Source organism: Microcoleus sp. LAD1_D3 (genome assembly GCF_036702135.1).
Lineage (GTDB): Bacteria > Cyanobacteriota > Cyanobacteriia > Cyanobacteriales > Microcoleaceae > Microcoleus.
Window position 1 is genome coordinate 17,049 of the sequence record NZ_JAUBSB010000021.1, and the last position, 16,606, is coordinate 33,654.

The following is a 16,606-nucleotide window of genomic DNA, read 5'->3' on the forward strand; positions in this document are numbered from 1 at the left end:
CTACGGGGACAGGTGCAAGATGTAATTAGTACAAACCTAATTTTTCTCAAACCTCTAATCAACCACGTCGCAGATAGCATATCGATGCCAATTTAATCGATATAACTATTGCTGTTTTTCGCCAGACTCAGCCTCTTCGTCTGGCCGCGCGGTAGCAACAGGATTTTCCATTGCTTCGTTATGGAACGGATAACCGGATGTTTCTTGATTTAGCGGGTCAGCGGGTTGGTCGTTAGGGGATGTAATTTGACCATTAGTGTTGGTATTGGGTTTTGTGGAAGAACCTTTATGGCTGGCGTGACCGCTACTCATCTTTTTTTCCTCATTTAGGTTTATGGAACAATTTCTAGCTTAGACTTAGGTGCTGCGGGCGATCGCCTATCTTAAGTCAGAGATGTTGCTTAACAGTTGAGGATGCTATAGCACTCCTGGCATCAATTGTGAAATCTTTACTCTTCTTTCCTCAACATTCGCGTCAATAGCGTCTTCGCTGTTCGTTCACAATAAAAGCCAGTTGCCCGTTTCCCGAAAGGATTGCTATATCTCCTGATTTTCCCCATTTCCCCTTTTCAATCAACTCCGCAAACGCCCTGATCGCAGAATGCTAATAATTAACCAAAAACCCAAAAAACTCGCCGCCCCAAACAAACCAGTGCTCAGAAAAGATAGCTGAGAACTTTGCGCGTTAGAAGAAATAATGGCCGCCCCTATAATCAGCGAACCCACAACAATACTAAAAGAAAGTCGGTTCGCAGAATCCCCCAAAGTGCGGCGTAGCGGATCGAGTTCTTTTAGTGTCAAGTTCCACTTCAAAGTTTCCGAAGTAACTCGGTCTAAAAGCACTTCCACCTGTCGCGGAGATTGCAAAGATAAGCTTTTTATATCCAGGGCTGTTCTCAACAGAGCTTGTATCGGGTCATCTCCGAATAACTGACGCCGAAACATATCGGTCATCAGCGGTTTGACCTGCTCTACAATATTAAATCGGGGATTAAAAGAGCGCGCCAGTCCTTCCAAATTAGCTAGAGTTTTTGCATACAAACCGAGATTGCTGGGCAGCCGAATTTTATTTTTGCGGGTGATTCCCAGCACCTCATAAAAAATTTCCGACAAGTTCATTTGCGACAAGCTCACATTGTAATACTTGCGGAGCATTCGAGCTAAATCGTTCTCTAGATTAACTAAACTTGTCGGCTGAGCAAATTCTGCCATTTCTAAAGTTAATTGAGCGCAGCGCTGAGCGTCTAAATCGACAATTGCCAGCAACATTTCTGTCAAATTCTGTTGAGTGCGCGGGTCTAATCTGCCGACCATGCCGCAGTCTAGCAAAGCTATCCGGCCGTCTGTTAGATAAAATAAATTGCCGGGATGCGGGTCTGCGTGAAAGAATCCGTCGATGTACAACTGCTGGAAGAAAACGCGGCAAAGCAGCGTTGTAATTTCTTCGCGTTCGGCGTTTATATCTCCTTTTTGGCGAATTCCTTGCAAATCGCCTAACAAAATTGGGACTCCGTTCAGCCACTCCATGACTAAGAGTTTTTTTGTAGTCAACTCCCAGTTAATTTCTGGTAGGACAACTTGTGTGGGGTCAAACCAGCGACTTTTAGATAAATTGCGGCGCAGTTCGTCTGTGTAGCTGGCTTCTTGAATGAAGTCTAGTTCTGCACGCAGGGCGATCGCAAATTCTTCTGCGAGGGCGACAATATCGTATTGTTGACCGAAGTCTGTGAGCATGACAAGTTCTGCCAAACCTCGCAGTACGGCGATGTCTTGTTCGATGACAATCTCAATACCGGGGCGCTGAACTTTGAGGGCGACTTCGCGGCCGTCTTTTAAAGTAGCTTTGTGGGTTTGGGCGATCGAACCTGCGGCGACGGCTTGAGTGTTAAATTTGGCGAAGGTATCTTCGAGAGATTGTGTGAGTTCCTTGCGGACGATAAATTCTACTTGCGACCAGGGTACGGGCGGCACTTCCGCTTGTAGCGTGGAGAGGGTTTCGATGTAGACGGCCGGCAAAAGGTCGGGACGGGTACTCAACAATTGTCCCAATTTGACAAAAACTGGGCCTAATTCGACGAGGATGTTGCGGAGAACTGCTGGAGTTGGGAGACTGGGTGCGTCGGTTTTGCGGCCGGTTAGGAGGCTTTTCATGTAGTCCCAACCGTTGCGGAAGACGACCTCTAGAATTTCTCCTTTGCGAGAATTGTTTTGAACTAGGCTAAACAAGGGGCCTCCGGGTCGATCGGGTTTAAGGGCAATATAACTACTAGGATAGCGCTGTTAACCAAGCTGACGAGTGTCTTGGGGAATAACTTGGGCGAAAGGGTGGAAAGGGGCGTGACAGCTTTTGCGTGTGGGGGCGATCGGTTTTTGGCCGTGGCATTGCTCCTCATAGTAATATACAGTTAAAGCAGACATGATATTTTTATAATTAAATTTATTGACTTGAAAAGATGTGTCAAAAACTTGAATGAGTAAGTTATTACAAACCCGATTCTCCGTGTGTTTCATACCGTATAAGAGACATGATTGCCATCCAATTTCCTACCAACTCGATCGAATTATCCATCAACTTAAGTGACGAGCAATTTTTTCAGCTTTGTCAGCACAACCGCGATTATCAATTTGAACGTACAGCATCAGGGGAATTAATTATTATGCCACCGACAGGCAGTGAAACTAACAAGCGTAATGCCGATTTAACATCTCAACTCCGAGTCTGGAACCGTGAAACTAAACTGGGAGTTGTTTTCGACTCTTCTGGAGGCTTTAGGCTGCCCAATGGTGCCGATCGCTCTCCTGATGCCTCTTGGGTCAAAAAAGAACGCTGGGATGCTTTAACACCAGAACAAAAAGACAGTTTTGCTCCTTTGTGTCCTGATTTTGTTGTTGAGTTACGTTCTCGGACTGATTCCCTGAAAAAACTTCAAGAGAAAATGCAAGAATATATAGATAACGCTGCTAAATTGGGTTGGTTAATTGACAGGCAAAATCGGTTGGTAGAAATTTATCGCCCCGGTCAAGATGTTGAAATTATCGAAAATCCTGCCACTCTATCAGGGGAAGATGTACTGCCTGGTTTTGTGTTGAATTTAGAAGAAATTATGTAAATAAAGTAAATAGTAAGGCCCAACACAGATTCAAAAACGAATGCCTGGATAAACAGTGATGAATAGTTGGTGTATCCGCCTTCAGAATCCGTGTCGTGCGGCCTCATCTCAGCCTCACAGCAAATCTTTCAATTTCTCATCTTCTCCCAATACCTTGATTACCTGTTTAATCTCCTGCGTCCTGTCCTTTTTCACAATCAAGGTCACATTGCCATCTCTGACAACTACGACATCTTCTAAACCAATGGTGACGATGACTTCATTCTCATCTGCTGCATAAAAAATGCCGCCTTTGGTATCAATTCCGACGTGTTTTGCTAACTCGACATTCGGCTTATCTCCTTGCAGCAAACGACCGATCGCATTCCAATCACCCAAATCGTCCCAGCTAAAGCCTACGGGCAGAACACAGGCTTTTTGCGTCTTCTCCATCAGCGCGTAATCGATGCTAATTTTGGGTAATTCCGAGTACGCCTGCGCGCCTTTTGTTTCCAAAGCTGCCATCATTTCCGGTACATGATTTCGCAATTCTGTCAAGACTGTTCCGACTCGAAATACAAAAATTCCGCCGTTCCAACTAAACTTGCCGCTGGCTACAAATTCCTCAGCGGTGGCGCGATCGGGCTTTTCCGTAAACCTGGCAACCCGATAGGCCGGAAAACCTCCAAAACTGCCAATTTCCTCGCCTTGTTCGATGTAGCCGTAACCAGTGGAAGCATAACTCGGCTTGACTCCCAAAGTGGCGATCGCATCCTGATTTTTCGCCAACTCGGCCGCCGCCTCCAAAGTCTTGACAAACTCCTCCGGTTCCCCAATCCAGTGATCCGCCGGGAAAAAACCCACTACCGCATCCTCACCGTAACGCTTGGCAGTTTCTATAGCAGTCCAGGCCACGGCTGGCGCAGTATCTCGGCCCTCCGGTTCCGCCAGCAAATTCTCAGGGGGTAAAAGCGGCAACTGTTCCCGGACTCCCGCAGCCAACATTTCCGACGTTACCACCCACAAATCGTCCCAGCCGTTACCTAATGTTAATAGTCTTTCTGCTGTAGCTTGCAGCAAACTATTGCCGCTACCGTCGAGACTCAAAAACTGCTTGGGGCGCTGCTTGCGGCTGAGGGGCCAGAAGCGTTCGCCTTTACCGCCGGCGAGTATTACGGGAATTAAGGTTTTGGTCATGGTTTGAAGTTTAAGGGTTCAGATCTATTTTGCTCAACAGCTTATAATTATGGAGATAATTGTTGCTGTCTGCGGGTTTTGGGGGCGAGGTATATTTTTGGGAAAATTGCGTCTGTTGCTGGGTGTAAAAATCGAGGGGTGAATTTTTTGGGCTGTAATCCAATTTCTGTAAGGGTTTGATGCCAATTCTTGGGGAAAACGGCAGACGCAATTGCTGAAACCTTTATATGATAAGGGTTTGAGGGGTAAAGTTTAAATAGGGTATTGACAGGTCGGAGGCTGAAATGATATTTTTGCTAATACAGACGCAAATGAACGTTGAAAACCAAATACACCAAGGCTTCTGGAACGGGCGGCCGGAAAACACCTAAAACCCTATCAGGGATTGAAACCTGATCGTCGGTCGATACCCGACAGTAAATAATCGCCGCCGGAAAACACCTAAAACCCTATCAGGGATTGAAACTACTTTTTTACCAACTGCTGCGAGCATTGCTGTAAAGCCGGAAAACACCTAAAACCCTATCAGGGATTGAAACAAACCCTATGGGGTTGCACACAGACACACTCTTAGCCGGAAAACACCTAAAACCCTATCAGGGATTGAAACTGAACTACATAGTAGCTAATCTAGATTCGGTCTAGGCCGGAAAACACCTAAAACCCTATCAGGGATTGAAACCTGGGGCGATCGGACACCACCTCGGCGCATCGCCGGAAAACACCTAAAACCCTATCAGGGATTGAAACAGACCGCCAATCCCCAGGACGACAGGGATTAGGTTGCCGGAAAACACCTAAAACCCTATCAGGGATTGAAACTATTGAGATTTAGTGCTACTGAGATAGCGATCGCGCCCCCGCCGGAAAACACCTAAAACCCTATCAGGGATTGAAACGCCATAAGTAAGTATTTAGAATATACTGTATTTAGGCCGGAAAACACCTAAAACCCTATCAGGGATTGAAACTTGTTTCTAATGGTAGCTAATTTACTACTAGCAAGCCGGAAAACACCTAAAACCCTATCAGGGATTGAAACATGGGCTTAGATTATAAGTCGCCAGATCACGGACGCCGGAAAACACCTAAAACCCTATCAGGGATTGAAACTAAAGCACTCATTGTAGAACCATTAAGATTCACAAAGGCCGGAAAACACCTAAAACCCTATCAGGGATTGAAACGTTGCCCTCACGGGCACAGACGACGACATATTGAGCCGGAAAACACCTAAAACCCTATCAGGGATTGAAACATTAGAAAATTGGTTAGAAACTCCGTCCTAGAAGGGCCGGAAAACACCTAAAACCCTATCAGGGATTGAAACACAATCCAGATTGTCGATGTCCGATGGTTCACAGCCCGCCGGAAAACACCTAAAACCCTATCAGGGATTGAAACATCTACAAAAGCCAATATCACTGTAAAATGTGACGCCGCCGGAAAACACCTAAAACCCTATCAGGGATTGAAACGTTAGCCTCGTTGTTCGTCCCCTTGCCAGCAACTTGCCGGAAAACACCTAAAACCCTATCAGGGATTGAAACTCGCTGGCGGTGAACTCACCGGACAGCATTATGCCGGAAAACACCTAAAACCCTATCAGGGATTGAAACACTGGGAAGCTAAAGCAAGCTGCAACGAGGCGATGCCGGAAAACACCTAAAACCCTATCAGGGATTGAAACAAACAATTGCTGATCGCCCAGCGCACCCACAAAATTTGCCGGAAAACACCTAAAACCCTATCAGGGATTGAAACGGGGCGATTTATTTCTTGGTGAAACCATCTATGGCCGGAAAACACCTAAAACCCTATCAGGGATTGAAACCTAGCTTCACCATGTTAATACTGAGACGGGTTGCGCCGGAAAACACCTAAAACCCTATCAGGGATTGAAACATTCTTTAAAATGACATTCTAAATTCTTTAAAAGCCGGAAAACACCTAAAACCCTATCAGGGATTGAAACTAATGTAGCATTATTTGTTCCTGAGCCCGTTGCCCCGCCGGAAAACACCTAAAACCCTATCAGGGATTGAAACTGTAACCCTTGCGGACAATTTCATTTTTTTGCAAGCCGGAAAACACCTAAAACCCTATCAGGGATTGAAACACGGAAGTGGACATTAAGAGCGCATATGCTCAGTCAGGCCGGAAAACACCTAAAACCCTATCAGGGATTGAAACTGGATTTTGGTGATCGCTCTTTCGGTATAGCGCCAGCACCGGAAAACACCTAAAACCCTATCAGGGATTGAAACATAGATTCGCCTCGCTATGCCACCAAAGAGGAAGCCAAGGGCCGGAAAACACCTAAAACCCTATCAGGGATTGAAACATTGAGGCTGCTAGCTCTCAGGGGTTGGTGGTGGCGATTGAGCCGGAAAACACCTAAAACCCTATCAGGGATTGAAACTAGAACCCTCTGAATAATAGCGTTCTGCTAATTTATGGCCGGAAAACACCTAAAACCCTATCAGGGATTGAAACTCACAAGGTGGCTGAACTAGATGATAGATTCCTTGCCGGAAAACACCTAAAACCCTATCAGGGATTGAAACCGTAATCCCGCCACCAGAGCCACAGCGTTCGTGGCCGGAAAACACCTAAAACCCTATCAGGGATTGAAACTATTCCCTTTCCAGTAGCCGAATTCATTGCTGTGCCGGAAAACACCTAAAACCCTATCAGGGATTGAAACAACCCATTCTAGACTGTGGGGGAAGGGGAAGGTGCTGGCGCTGTACTGCCGGAAAACACCTAAAACCCTATCAGGGATTGAAACTTTCGTTTAGATGGGTGCGAGTAATTTTTTGCGGGCTAGCCGGAAAACACCTAAAACCCTATCAGGGATTGAAACGAAATTCCCGCCGCACCTCCTGCAACTGTTACCGCCGGAAAACACCTATTTCCCCATCTAGGGCTTGAAACAGCAGCGGGATGGGAAGATTAACGATCGCGCTCAGAAACCAGGTTTTTTTTGCTAGCATACTTCCGAACCCGCACAAACGGCAAAAAACCCGCTTTCTTTGATTTTGATGCCTATTCCTCTTAATATCCTCAAAACTCAGCCACAATTAACCCAAAACCCTATCAAGGATTTTTTGTCACCCCATCGATATCCAACTTTTATCAATACTTTGCCCACTTCATTTTTATTTCTATTTATCTTGTACTGTTCCATACTTGGTGGCGCCGCTTTTTTCAGCTTTAATATTGTTCCCGATACAGCCGGAAACGATATGAATTGGTTTGATAGCTATTCGAGACCTGACTTGTTCAAGAAGTCGGGCCTCGCGAGTATTTCATTTGTGGAAGTTAGCTTATATCCTTTCCAGTTGCATCGGAATGATAAAATCGAGTCAACAGTTAACACTCAACCATTCAGTTTTTATACCCCGAGTCAACAGTCAACAGCGTTGCTCTGAGCGAAGTCGAAGGGTCAACAATAATTCCGGTGCAACCGGAATTGATATTACTTATTGCAACATTTTACTTCGATAATTCGACATTAAGTTCGTTCACGACGCGGCGTTTTAGCGGGAGGGATTTTTCACGGGGCAGCAAATCAAATACTTTCCGAAAAGCATCATCTACCTGTTCAAATGGTATTTGTCCTTTCTCGTTAAAAACTACTTTGCCCGATTGGTCGAGGATGAGAGTTTGAGGTACGAAACCTTCGTAATAATGGCTCGGTTCTGTGAGTTCCGGTGACGGTTGCGGAGGCAAAGAGTCAACTGTTATCGGCATAAAATCCGCTTCGCGGCCGTAAAATTCCTGGAGTTGAGAGACGACGATCGCGTATTGCTTGGAGTCGCTGCTGTCGTCTGTGTAAAACACTAATAATACGGGCTTATGGCGTTTGAAAGAATCTGCAAGCTTGACTTTAGGAGGAACTAGGGAACCATTGCCGGCGTAGAGGGCAAAGATTGTACCGTCAAAGCGATCGTCGGTGAGAGTTGCTAAGGCTGGTGGCGTGCCTGTTAGCAGTATCAAGCTAAGTGCGATCACGACTGTTAAAAGACTCGCTGACAAGATTCGCCGCAGCAAGCCCAGGCCAGAAGCAGGAGTAACAATTGAATTTTTGTTCTCAGGAAATATCATAGGTGTTGGCCGTTGCTGTAAGGAAAGCGAAATCAGATGCAAAAACTTTCCTAAGTTTATCAGCAAAATGTAGGCAAATGTTGGTGAGTAAGTTAAAGTAGTTTCGGCTCGACTATCATAAATTCCTGATAGTGGCCATCTACCAGGGGATTATACTGACCGAAGATCGCTATTTGCGATCGGCTTTTCACGGGCGGACTGGAACTATCCGCGCCACAATAAAATTTATTTGTGGTGGGGTGGGCTTCTAGCTTCTCAGAAGAGTGAAAAATCTTAAATCCAATTGATAACTAGAAACAGACAACTGGGAATTTACAACTAATGATAGCTTTGCTTGACGCACTCCTCGCCCAAACGCCCGCTGCTGATGTTTCCGGGTCTGCTCAAATCAATCTGGTGCAGGCCTTTGTTTTAGGAATTGTACAAGGATTAACCGAGTTTTTGCCCATCAGCAGCACCGCTCATTTAAAGGTAGTGCCGATCGCCCTAGGATGGGGCGATCCAGGGGTTGCTTATACTGCTGTTATTCAGTTGGGCAGCATTGTGGCAGTGCTTTGGTATTTCTGGAAAGACTTGACAAATATAACTGTTGGTGCAGTAGAAGCCGTGGTGAAGCGCAACTACAAATCGCAAGAGTTTCAAATGGCGGTGGGACTGGTTTTGGGAACAATACCTATAGTCTTTTTTGGGCTGCTAATCAAGGCATTGGTTCCAGATTTTGACAACTCGCCACTGAGAAGTTTGGCCAGCATCGCCATTGCTTCGATAGTCATGTCGCTGCTGTTAGCAACAGCAGAAAAAATTGGTAAGCGCAATCGCACCTATGAAAAGTTAACTGTTCAAGACGGTATTTTGATGGGATTAGCTCAAGCAATAGCCTTGATTCCGGGGTGTTCGCGATCGGGTTCCACTCTCACAGCAGGATTGTTCATGGGATTGGAAAGACCTGCCGCCGCGCGGTTTTCTTTTTTATTGGGAATTCCGGCAATTACTCTGGCTGGATTAGTGGAATTAAAGGGTGATTTGGGACAAGGAATCGGCGAGGCTGGAGTTGCAGCTTTGATAGTTGGAACGATTTCGGCGTTTGTGTTTTCTTATTTGTCGATCGCATGGCTGATGAAATTCCTGCAAACTCAAAAGACGTGGATATTTGTGTTGTATCGGCTAGCTTTTGGCGTAGCCATTTTAACGGCGATCGCAGGTGGGGCCGTGCGAAATATCTAAAATAGAAATTCGATAGCAGTAGGAGCGACTTATGTCGCTCTGAACTCGGTCTAATTAATAACTGGAACGCCAAATTACAATCTATTGGTTTGTTAAAAAAAACATAAAATCTCAAAATTAACGAATTTTTTGATAGTTAAAAATCCATTTAGACAGGGAAATTGGAGATAAAATGTGCGTGCTTTTAATGATAAAAGCGAACATTTTTTTCGGTTTTTTATTTAATGTAATTTTATCTTAGGAATCTTCTTTGATTTACATAAGCCATTTACCCGCCCTATAGTAAGTAATTAAAATCTGAAAAATTATTAAATTATCTGATGATGATAATATTTAATTATAACTCAGAATTCTTAAAAAAGAGGTTTGGGTTCTAAGTATTCTATTTTTTAGCGCTTAGTAGTGCGATCGACCTTTGGGGAGTTGTTGCAGTTTATTGAAGTCTCCTAAGATTATTAATGGCTTTTTGATAGTTATCTCTATCTCCTTGCTTCTGAAATAAGTCTGCTGCTTTCTGAAAGTCTTGAATTGCACCCTGCTTGTCTCCTAACTCAGCGCGGGAATTCCCGCGACCATTGTAGGCTAAGGCATAATTAGGATTAATTCGCAAAGCTTCGTTGTAATCGGCGATCGCACTCTGGTTGTCTCCTAAACGAGAGCGAGTAACCCCTCGGTTGTAGTAGGCTTTTGAATCGCTAGGATTTATTCGCAGAGCCTCGTTATAATCGGCGATCGCACCCTCGCTGTCTCCTGAGTCATCGCGGGCATTCCCCCGGTTGACGTAGGCTTGGAACAAGTTAGGATTAATTCGCAAAACTTCGTTGAAATCGGCGATCGCACCTTGGTTGTCTCCTGATACATAGCGGAGTATTCCCCGGTTATAGTAAGCCTCGGCATAATTAGGATTAAGCTGAATTGCTTTGCTTAAATCTTCTATCGCACCCTGACGATCTCCTTTTCTATACTTTTCCTCACCCTGAATCAAGAAATCCTCAGCTTTTTCCCCTGCCGCTAAATCGGAGTTGCCAATCTTAGCAATGCTGTAATTTTGACTGTTGGTAAACTGTACAACTGTTAAGTCAACTTTTGGCTGTTTTTTCAAGGTAGCATCAGCATCCCTCCTCCCCTTGAGAGTGTGGGGCAAAGTCCTATTCGTACAAGTATCGTCTTTGTTAACAGCAGCGCACACCACGGGTTCTGCATTCAGAATCCCAGTGTTAATATATTTGAGAGTACCGTTGTTAAAAAAGCTATCATTTTCCGCACTACTGGGTTGACAAAAAAGTACATTTGTAGTAAAAGCAACTAACCCGGTTAGCAGTCCTGTCAAGATTTTGAATTTCATAAATTAAAGATTTTTGCTTTATTCTGTCACAGCTCAAATAAATTCACAACCCAGAACTTATCCTAATTTTAAAGGCGATCGAGCTTAGCAGACTGCTATGCTGAAGAGAGAAAACTAACACTGCCATCAATCTCAAAATGCTACTTGTTCCTACGGCTGAACCAATTCCGCTTGTGGCTGATGCAAACGGTGTTATCCGCATTAGCAAAACCCGGGTCACACTAGATACACTCATTACAGCTTTTCTTGAAGGAGGCACAGCAGAAGAAATCCGGGAACAGTACCCGTCTCTTGAACTTTCCGATATTTATTTTGCGATCGGCTACTACTTGCGACACCCATCTGAAGTTAACGCTTATATGATGGAACGTCAACGTCTTGCCGCAGAAGTTCAGCAGGAAGCAGAAAGGCGTTTTAGCCCAGTTGGAATACGCGATCGCCTATTAGCAAGACGCAACCAAAAAGAGTAGTTTTATATGCTGCGATTCTTAGCAGACGAGAACTTTAACAATCAGATTGTCCGAGGTATTCTGCGACGGAATCCCGACGTTGATATTGTCCGCGTTCAAGATATGGGCTTGATCGAAGCAGACGACCCAACGGTCTTAGAATGGGAGCGGTGCAAGGGCGCGTGGGACTAACTCACGATGTAGCAACGATGACCAACTTCGCCTATGAGCGAATGCACGCAGGTCTTGCAATGCCTGGGTTATTTGAAGTCAGTCGCCGTGTTTCCGTAGGTTTGGCGATCGAGGAAATTTTGCTAATAGCTGAGTGCAGTCTGGAAGGAGAATGGGAAGGGCAAGTGCGATTTTTACCTTTACGCTAACGACCTTAGCAAACTATGTCAATACCGAAAAAAGGAACAAGAAAAATAATTGTTGATAGGGAGCCTTTCATCTGGCTAATCCGAAGACAAGCTACTAATACGCAAGCAGACTACGCTTGCGGAAATCTTCATGTTGCTGTCGAACACTCTGAAAAACGGGGTTCAGTGTTAGTTATCCTCACCGATCGACCTCATCCTCAAGGTTTGACTCCAACTAACGAAGTGAAACCAGTAACACCCTCTGATACAGCACAATGGATAGGCCAAGCGGTGCAACTTGGATGGCAGCCGAGCGCGATCGGGATACGTTTTGAGGTGCGGATTGAAGGAGTGTTTATGGAAAAAATATAATCCTGTGCATTCAGCAACTCGACAAGTCATTTCGCGCATCACAAACAGCTCTTTTTTTGGCACAGAGCGCTTGACAAATGACATGAATTATGGTATAATTTATCGTTAAATAAAAACTTAAAACAAATTTTTTAACAACAACTTATCAAATTGGAAAATGCCAGCCCGAACTTATGAGCGACTTATCAATCCGGCCCGCCCTAATCACCAAAGTTATCCCCGACAGTATCTGCGCCGAAATCGGATTTGAACCCGGAGACTCAATCGTCGCCGTCAACGGTCAAAAACCCCGCGATTTAATTGACTATCAATTCCTGTGCGCCGATGAATTTCTCGAATTAGAAGTATTAGACACTAAAGGCAAAACCCACAAGTTAGAAATAGAAAAAGAGTATGACGAAGACTTGGGAGTGGAATTTGAAACTGCTCTTTTTGATGGACTAATTCAGTGTAATAATCGCTGTCCTTTTTGCTTTATTGACCAACAACCACCGGGCAAGCGGGAAACTCTGTATCTTAAGGATGATGACTACCGACTTAGTTTTCTTTATGGTAGCTATCTCACTCTCACAAATCTGACTCAGAAAGAGTGGGACAGAATCGAACAAATGCGGCTTTCTCCTCTCTATGTTTCCGTGCACGCTACGGAACCGGAAGTGCGAATTAGGCTGTTAAAAAATCTCCGCGCGGGCAAGATTCTCGAACAAATTAAATGGTTTCAAGAACGTCGCTTGCAAATTCACGCTCAAGTAGTTGTTTGTCCCGGTATTAATGATGGCGAACATTTAGAACGCACTTTGTTAGATTTGGCAAAATTTCATACCGGAAATATTCCCGCTGTAGCATCGGTGGCCGTAGTGCCAGTGGGTTTAACTCGCTTTCGCCCTGCCGAAGATGAACTGATCGCAGTAACTGCGGAAAAAGCGCGAGAAGTAATAGAGCAAGTGCAGAAAATTCAAGTGCTTTTGAGTAAAGGAAAAGGTGGCCAAAAGGCGAAAAAGCAGAATGCAAAATCGCGCTGTATTTGGCTGGCTGACGAGTGGTTTTTAATAGCTGGTTTAGATTTGCCGTCGGCTGCTGATTACGAAGATTATCCGCAAATTGGTAACGGTGTGGGCTCGATTCGCCAGTTTATCCAGCAGTTTGAAACTGCTTTTGAGAAGCTGCAACCGATGCCAGTCGAGCCTGCGCGCAAGTTAGTTTGGGTGGTGGGGAATGCTGTGGAAAAAGCTTTTGAGCCGATCGTACAACAACTCAACCAAATTCCCGGCTTGTCCGTCAACATGGCAGCTTTGTGCAGCCACTACTGGGGACAAACTATCACTGTTACGGGTTTGCTCACCGGGCAAGATTTACTCGAAGCTTTGCAGGGGCGAGACTTGGGAGATGGTATCCTGTTGCCGTCGGTGATGCTAAAACAGGGGGAACCGCGTTTTCTAGACGACATGACCCTCGAACAGCTCGCTAGCTCTCTGAAAACCCGGATTTTGCCCGTGAGCGGAGTAGAGGAACTAATCTCGGCGGCGATCGGTCTGGCAACTGCTGAGGTTGAATTCTAAATTTTGAATCGAACATTCAAAAGTTAAGATGAGTAGGGTAATTCTGACTTGTAACTGGCGAGTTCAGGCTACAAACTAGAAACTTGAGACCTCAATCTTGCTCTAAAATTGTCTCTAGGATTGCAGAGTAATTAAAAAATTATGCGTGTTTTTCGTCAAATCATCGTAGTCGGAGTAGGCGCTGCAATTACTTTCAGCAACGCCACACAGAGTGCTTCAGCACAGCCTCCGGCTCAATCTCAGGACAGTTCCCCCCTTAGCAATCAGCTCGAATTAGGGCAGAATGCTCGATCGACCTCGAACACAGCGCCTGAATCAGCATCCGATCCCGAACAGTCGATCGCCCTTAACCCGCCAACCTCCGAGTCTCAGCAGCAAGGGGGATCAAAGATCGCATCAACTTCCTCAACCAAGTCCGAGCAAGCATCAAAGCCTCAACAGGCTGCTCCGGCTGCCCCATTAACTCTGTCGCAGGGCGGTTCAACGCCTCTAAGAGGGTTGGAACCGACAGAGGTTCAGCAGCCTTCTCCGAACCCTCCCAACAATGTTCCTGTGCCCAGTTCCCCGGTACCCATTCTCCGGGGCACTCCGAACGAAAGTTTCCCCCCTGTCCCGCCGAAGGGCATTTTAGATACCAAGCCTCCGGCTTCCCTGGAACCCAACCCGAATCCGCTGCTGTTTCCGACAAACCCGGAGGATGTCAGGATCGAGCAAACAGAGTCAATTACCTTGCAGCAGGCGATCGACCTCGCCCGCCGCAACAGCCAAGTTTTGCAAATCGCCGGACAGCAAGTGGAACAAAGCAGAGCAGCTTTGCGCGAACAGCAAGCTGCTCTTTATCCAGACCTGAATTTTCAAATGGACGCCAGCCGTTCTATGAGTGCGGGCGGAGAACTCGGAATCCGGGCTAGCCAGCGCCGCCTCAACTCTCTGGCTAACCGAACCGGGCAGCCCGCCGAGCAAGCAGGCACAAATTTCGGCAACAACAGTCTCAACAGCACTTTGCAGTTGAGCTACAACCTCGATTTGTTCGGAGGCCGGCGCGCTACCATCCGCGCGGCAGAGGAACAGTTGCGCCTTCGGGAACTGGATGTGGAACGCCAAGCCGAGGAACTCCGCTTCGACACTGCTGAGGCTTACTACACCTTGCAAAACGCGGACGGACAAGTTGCCATCCGCCAAGCTTCGGTCAGAAATGCCCAGCAAAGTTTGCGGGATGCCGAAGCTTTGGAACGGGCCGGGGTAGGAACCCGATTTGCTGTGTTGCAGGCTCAGGCAAATTTGGCTAACGAAGTGCAACAACTGTCAGTAGCCCGTCGCGATCAGCGAGTTGCCCAGCGGCGTCTGGCTGAGATTTTGAATATCAGCCAGTCGGCGAACTTGACGGCGGCTGATCCGGTAGAGCAAGCGGGCTCTTGGAGGCTATCTTTGGAAGAGAGTATCGTGCAGGCTTTTAGGAATCGCCCCGAGTTGGAACAGCAGTTGGTGCAGAGGGATATCAGCAAGCAGCAGAGGCGAGCGATTCAGGCATCGCGTTTGCCTCAAGTGAGCGTGGGGGGTAGTTACAACGTACTGGGACAAGACCCTGATAACCCCGATCCGTTTGCTGCTCGTGGCTGGGCCGATGGTTATTCGATCCGGGCGAGTCTGACTTGGAGTATCTTCGATGGGGGCGCGGCGAACGCCCGGGTGCAACAGCGGAATGCTGATATTACGATCGCCGAAACTCGATTTGACCAACTCCGCAATCAGGTGCGCCGGGAAGTGGAACAAGCTTATTTTGGCTTGGAGTCGAGTTTTGAGAATATCGAAACTTCTGAGGCGGGGGTTTTGCAGTCAAGGGAAGCTCTGCGTTTGGCGAGACTGCGGTTTCAAGCTGGTGTGGGTACTCAGACGGATGTGATTCAGGCGGAAACTGATTTGACTAGGGCTGAGAGAAACCGATTGTCGGCAATTGTCACCTACAACCTGGGACTTTCGTCTCTTCAGCGGGCTGTGAGCAATCTGCCCACTAATAACCTCTCAGACGCTCCTTGAGATTGAGTTGGGGCGAGCTTTAATTACCAGATCAATTGGACATCCTGTATTAAACGTCCGACACATTAGTTAATATTTGGTAATAGAGTTCCATGTCAACTGCGTTAAGGGAGCGGCAATGGCCAATATCAAGTTTGTGAAGGAAAATCAGGAAGTCATCGCAGCAGACGGAGCCAATTTGAGGCTCAAAGCTCTAGAAAACCGCATCGATTTGTACACGTTTTCGGGAAAGATGATGAATTGCGGGGGCATCGGTCAATGCGGCACCTGCATTGTGGAAATTGTCGAGGGAAGTGAAAATCTGTCGCCCCGCACTGACTTTGAAAACCGCAAGCTCAAGAAGAAGCCCGAAAACTATCGGTTGGCTTGTCAAGCTATGGTCAACGGCCAGGTGAGCGTGAAGACTAAACCGTGACTTTCAGAAGGCTAGAGATGCTAGAGATGCTAGAGATGCAGAAGGAAAGAAAAATGCAGAATGCAATAATTTTGTTTTTTTTTCCTATTTCACTGTATAATCATCTCTTTTCCTGACCTAGGAAAAGAAACTTGGTTTCTACAAAAAATAAAAGGTTGGTCTGCGAGGCATCCACGCAGAAACTGGGTTTCGACGCTTGTCCGTAAGCCATTCTTCTGTCTTCGAGTTTGCCTTTTGCCTTTGAGTGATATCCTAGTTGTGTGTATTTTCCTATTTTCCGATAGAGGCGAGCGTCTTCATGGAAGTTAACGATTTAGGGTTTGTGGCAACCATTCTGTTTGTATTGGTTCCCAGTGTTTTTCTAATCATTCTGTACATTCAAACAGCTAGCCGTCAAGGCAGAAAAGATTAGCAACTGCTGCTATTTCTGTCTGGCTTTGCTGCTTGCAA

Annotated in this window: 16 protein-coding genes and 1 CRISPR repeat array; of the genes, 10 read left to right on the forward strand and 6 right to left on the reverse strand. The window is 46.2% G+C overall.

Features of this window, described 5'->3' with window-relative positions:
- Positions 1 to 105 precede the first annotated feature (105 nt).
- From QUA74_RS14335 to QUA74_RS14345, 3 genes are all read right to left on the reverse strand, one after another.
- Entirely contained in the window at positions 106 to 312 is a 207-nt protein-coding gene (locus QUA74_RS14335; protein ID WP_333329845.1) for a hypothetical protein, read from the reverse strand.
- A gap of 261 nt (positions 313 to 573) precedes the next feature.
- Entirely contained in the window at positions 574 to 2,226 is a 1,653-nt protein-coding gene (locus QUA74_RS14340) for an AarF/ABC1/UbiB kinase family protein (protein WP_333329848.1), read from the reverse strand.
- 54 nt (positions 2,227 to 2,280) lie between these two features.
- Complete coding sequence (locus tag QUA74_RS14345; protein WP_333329851.1) at positions 2,281 to 2,418, reverse strand: hypothetical protein; 138 nt, start codon at positions 2,416 to 2,418, stop codon at positions 2,281 to 2,283.
- Between the two features lie 107 nt (positions 2,419 to 2,525).
- Between QUA74_RS14345 and QUA74_RS14350 the strand changes: the two genes are divergently transcribed.
- Positions 2,526 to 3,110 carry a Uma2 family endonuclease gene (locus QUA74_RS14350; protein WP_333329854.1) on the forward strand — a complete coding sequence of 195 codons (585 nt, stop codon included), beginning with the start codon at positions 2,526 to 2,528 and terminating at the stop codon, positions 3,108 to 3,110.
- Positions 3,111 to 3,224: 114 nt separating this feature from the next.
- Here QUA74_RS14350 and QUA74_RS14355 read toward each other — a convergent pair whose 3' ends face one another.
- Both QUA74_RS14355 and QUA74_RS14360 read right to left on the reverse strand, forming a co-directional pair.
- Positions 3,225 to 4,286: a mannose-1-phosphate guanylyltransferase gene (locus tag QUA74_RS14355; protein ID WP_333329857.1), complete on the reverse strand. Its 1,062-nt coding sequence runs from the start codon at positions 4,284 to 4,286 to the stop codon at positions 3,225 to 3,227.
- Positions 4,287 to 4,641: 355 nt separating this feature from the next.
- Positions 4,642 to 7,152: direct repeats of the CRISPR family, unit length 37 nt; unit sequence GCCGGAAAACACCTAAAACCCTATCAGGGATTGAAAC.
- A 632-nt stretch (positions 7,153 to 7,784) separates the two neighbouring features.
- Positions 7,785 to 8,396: a thylakoid membrane photosystem I accumulation factor gene (locus QUA74_RS14360; protein WP_333329860.1), complete on the reverse strand. Its 612-nt coding sequence runs from the start codon at positions 8,394 to 8,396 to the stop codon at positions 7,785 to 7,787.
- Between the two features lie 321 nt (positions 8,397 to 8,717).
- Here QUA74_RS14360 and QUA74_RS14365 point away from each other — a divergent pair, with 321 nt between their 5' ends.
- The gene (locus QUA74_RS14365) at positions 8,718 to 9,620 is read left to right on the forward strand and encodes an undecaprenyl-diphosphate phosphatase (RefSeq protein ID WP_333329863.1); all 903 of its coding nucleotides are present in this window, start codon (positions 8,718 to 8,720) and stop codon (positions 9,618 to 9,620) included.
- Positions 9,621 to 10,053: 433 nt separating this feature from the next.
- On the opposite strand, the gene QUA74_RS14370 is transcribed toward QUA74_RS14365, so the two are convergent.
- Complete coding sequence (locus tag QUA74_RS14370; protein ID WP_333329866.1) at positions 10,054 to 10,965, reverse strand: tetratricopeptide repeat protein; 912 nt, start codon at positions 10,963 to 10,965, stop codon at positions 10,054 to 10,056.
- 137 nt (positions 10,966 to 11,102) lie between these two features.
- On the opposite strand from QUA74_RS14370, the gene QUA74_RS14375 reads away from it, so the two are divergent.
- From QUA74_RS14375 to psbM, 8 genes are all read left to right on the forward strand, one after another.
- Complete coding sequence (locus QUA74_RS14375) at positions 11,103 to 11,435, forward strand: DUF433 domain-containing protein (RefSeq protein WP_333329869.1); 333 nt, start codon at positions 11,103 to 11,105, stop codon at positions 11,433 to 11,435.
- 6 nt (positions 11,436 to 11,441) lie between these two features.
- Positions 11,442 to 11,606 (forward strand): DUF5615 family PIN-like protein, encoded by a 165-nt coding sequence (locus QUA74_RS14380; protein WP_333329872.1) that lies wholly within the window; start codon positions 11,442 to 11,444, stop codon positions 11,604 to 11,606.
- On the forward strand, positions 11,597 to 11,794 hold the full coding sequence (locus QUA74_RS14385; protein ID WP_333329876.1) for a hypothetical protein: 198 nt from the start codon (positions 11,597 to 11,599) through the stop codon (positions 11,792 to 11,794). Before QUA74_RS14380 ends, QUA74_RS14385 begins: the two co-directional genes overlap by 10 nt.
- Before the next feature lie 15 nt (positions 11,795 to 11,809).
- Positions 11,810 to 12,145: a hypothetical protein gene (locus QUA74_RS14390; RefSeq protein ID WP_333329878.1), complete on the forward strand. Its 336-nt coding sequence runs from the start codon at positions 11,810 to 11,812 to the stop codon at positions 12,143 to 12,145.
- Positions 12,146 to 12,318: 173 nt separating this feature from the next.
- Complete coding sequence (locus tag QUA74_RS14395) at positions 12,319 to 13,704, forward strand: TIGR03279 family radical SAM protein (RefSeq protein WP_333329879.1); 1,386 nt, start codon at positions 12,319 to 12,321, stop codon at positions 13,702 to 13,704.
- Between the two features lie 141 nt (positions 13,705 to 13,845).
- Positions 13,846 to 15,741 carry a TolC family protein gene (locus QUA74_RS14400; protein ID WP_333329880.1) on the forward strand — a complete coding sequence of 632 codons (1,896 nt, stop codon included), beginning with the start codon at positions 13,846 to 13,848 and terminating at the stop codon, positions 15,739 to 15,741.
- A 118-nt stretch (positions 15,742 to 15,859) separates the two neighbouring features.
- A complete protein-coding gene (locus tag QUA74_RS14405) occupies positions 15,860 to 16,156 on the forward strand; it encodes a 2Fe-2S iron-sulfur cluster-binding protein (RefSeq protein ID WP_333083505.1) in 297 nt (98 codons plus the stop codon).
- A gap of 298 nt (positions 16,157 to 16,454) precedes the next feature.
- On the forward strand, positions 16,455 to 16,568 hold the full coding sequence (gene psbM / locus QUA74_RS14410) for a photosystem II reaction center protein PsbM (protein WP_015177760.1): 114 nt from the start codon (positions 16,455 to 16,457) through the stop codon (positions 16,566 to 16,568).
- The last annotated feature ends 38 nt before the right edge of the window (positions 16,569 to 16,606 follow it).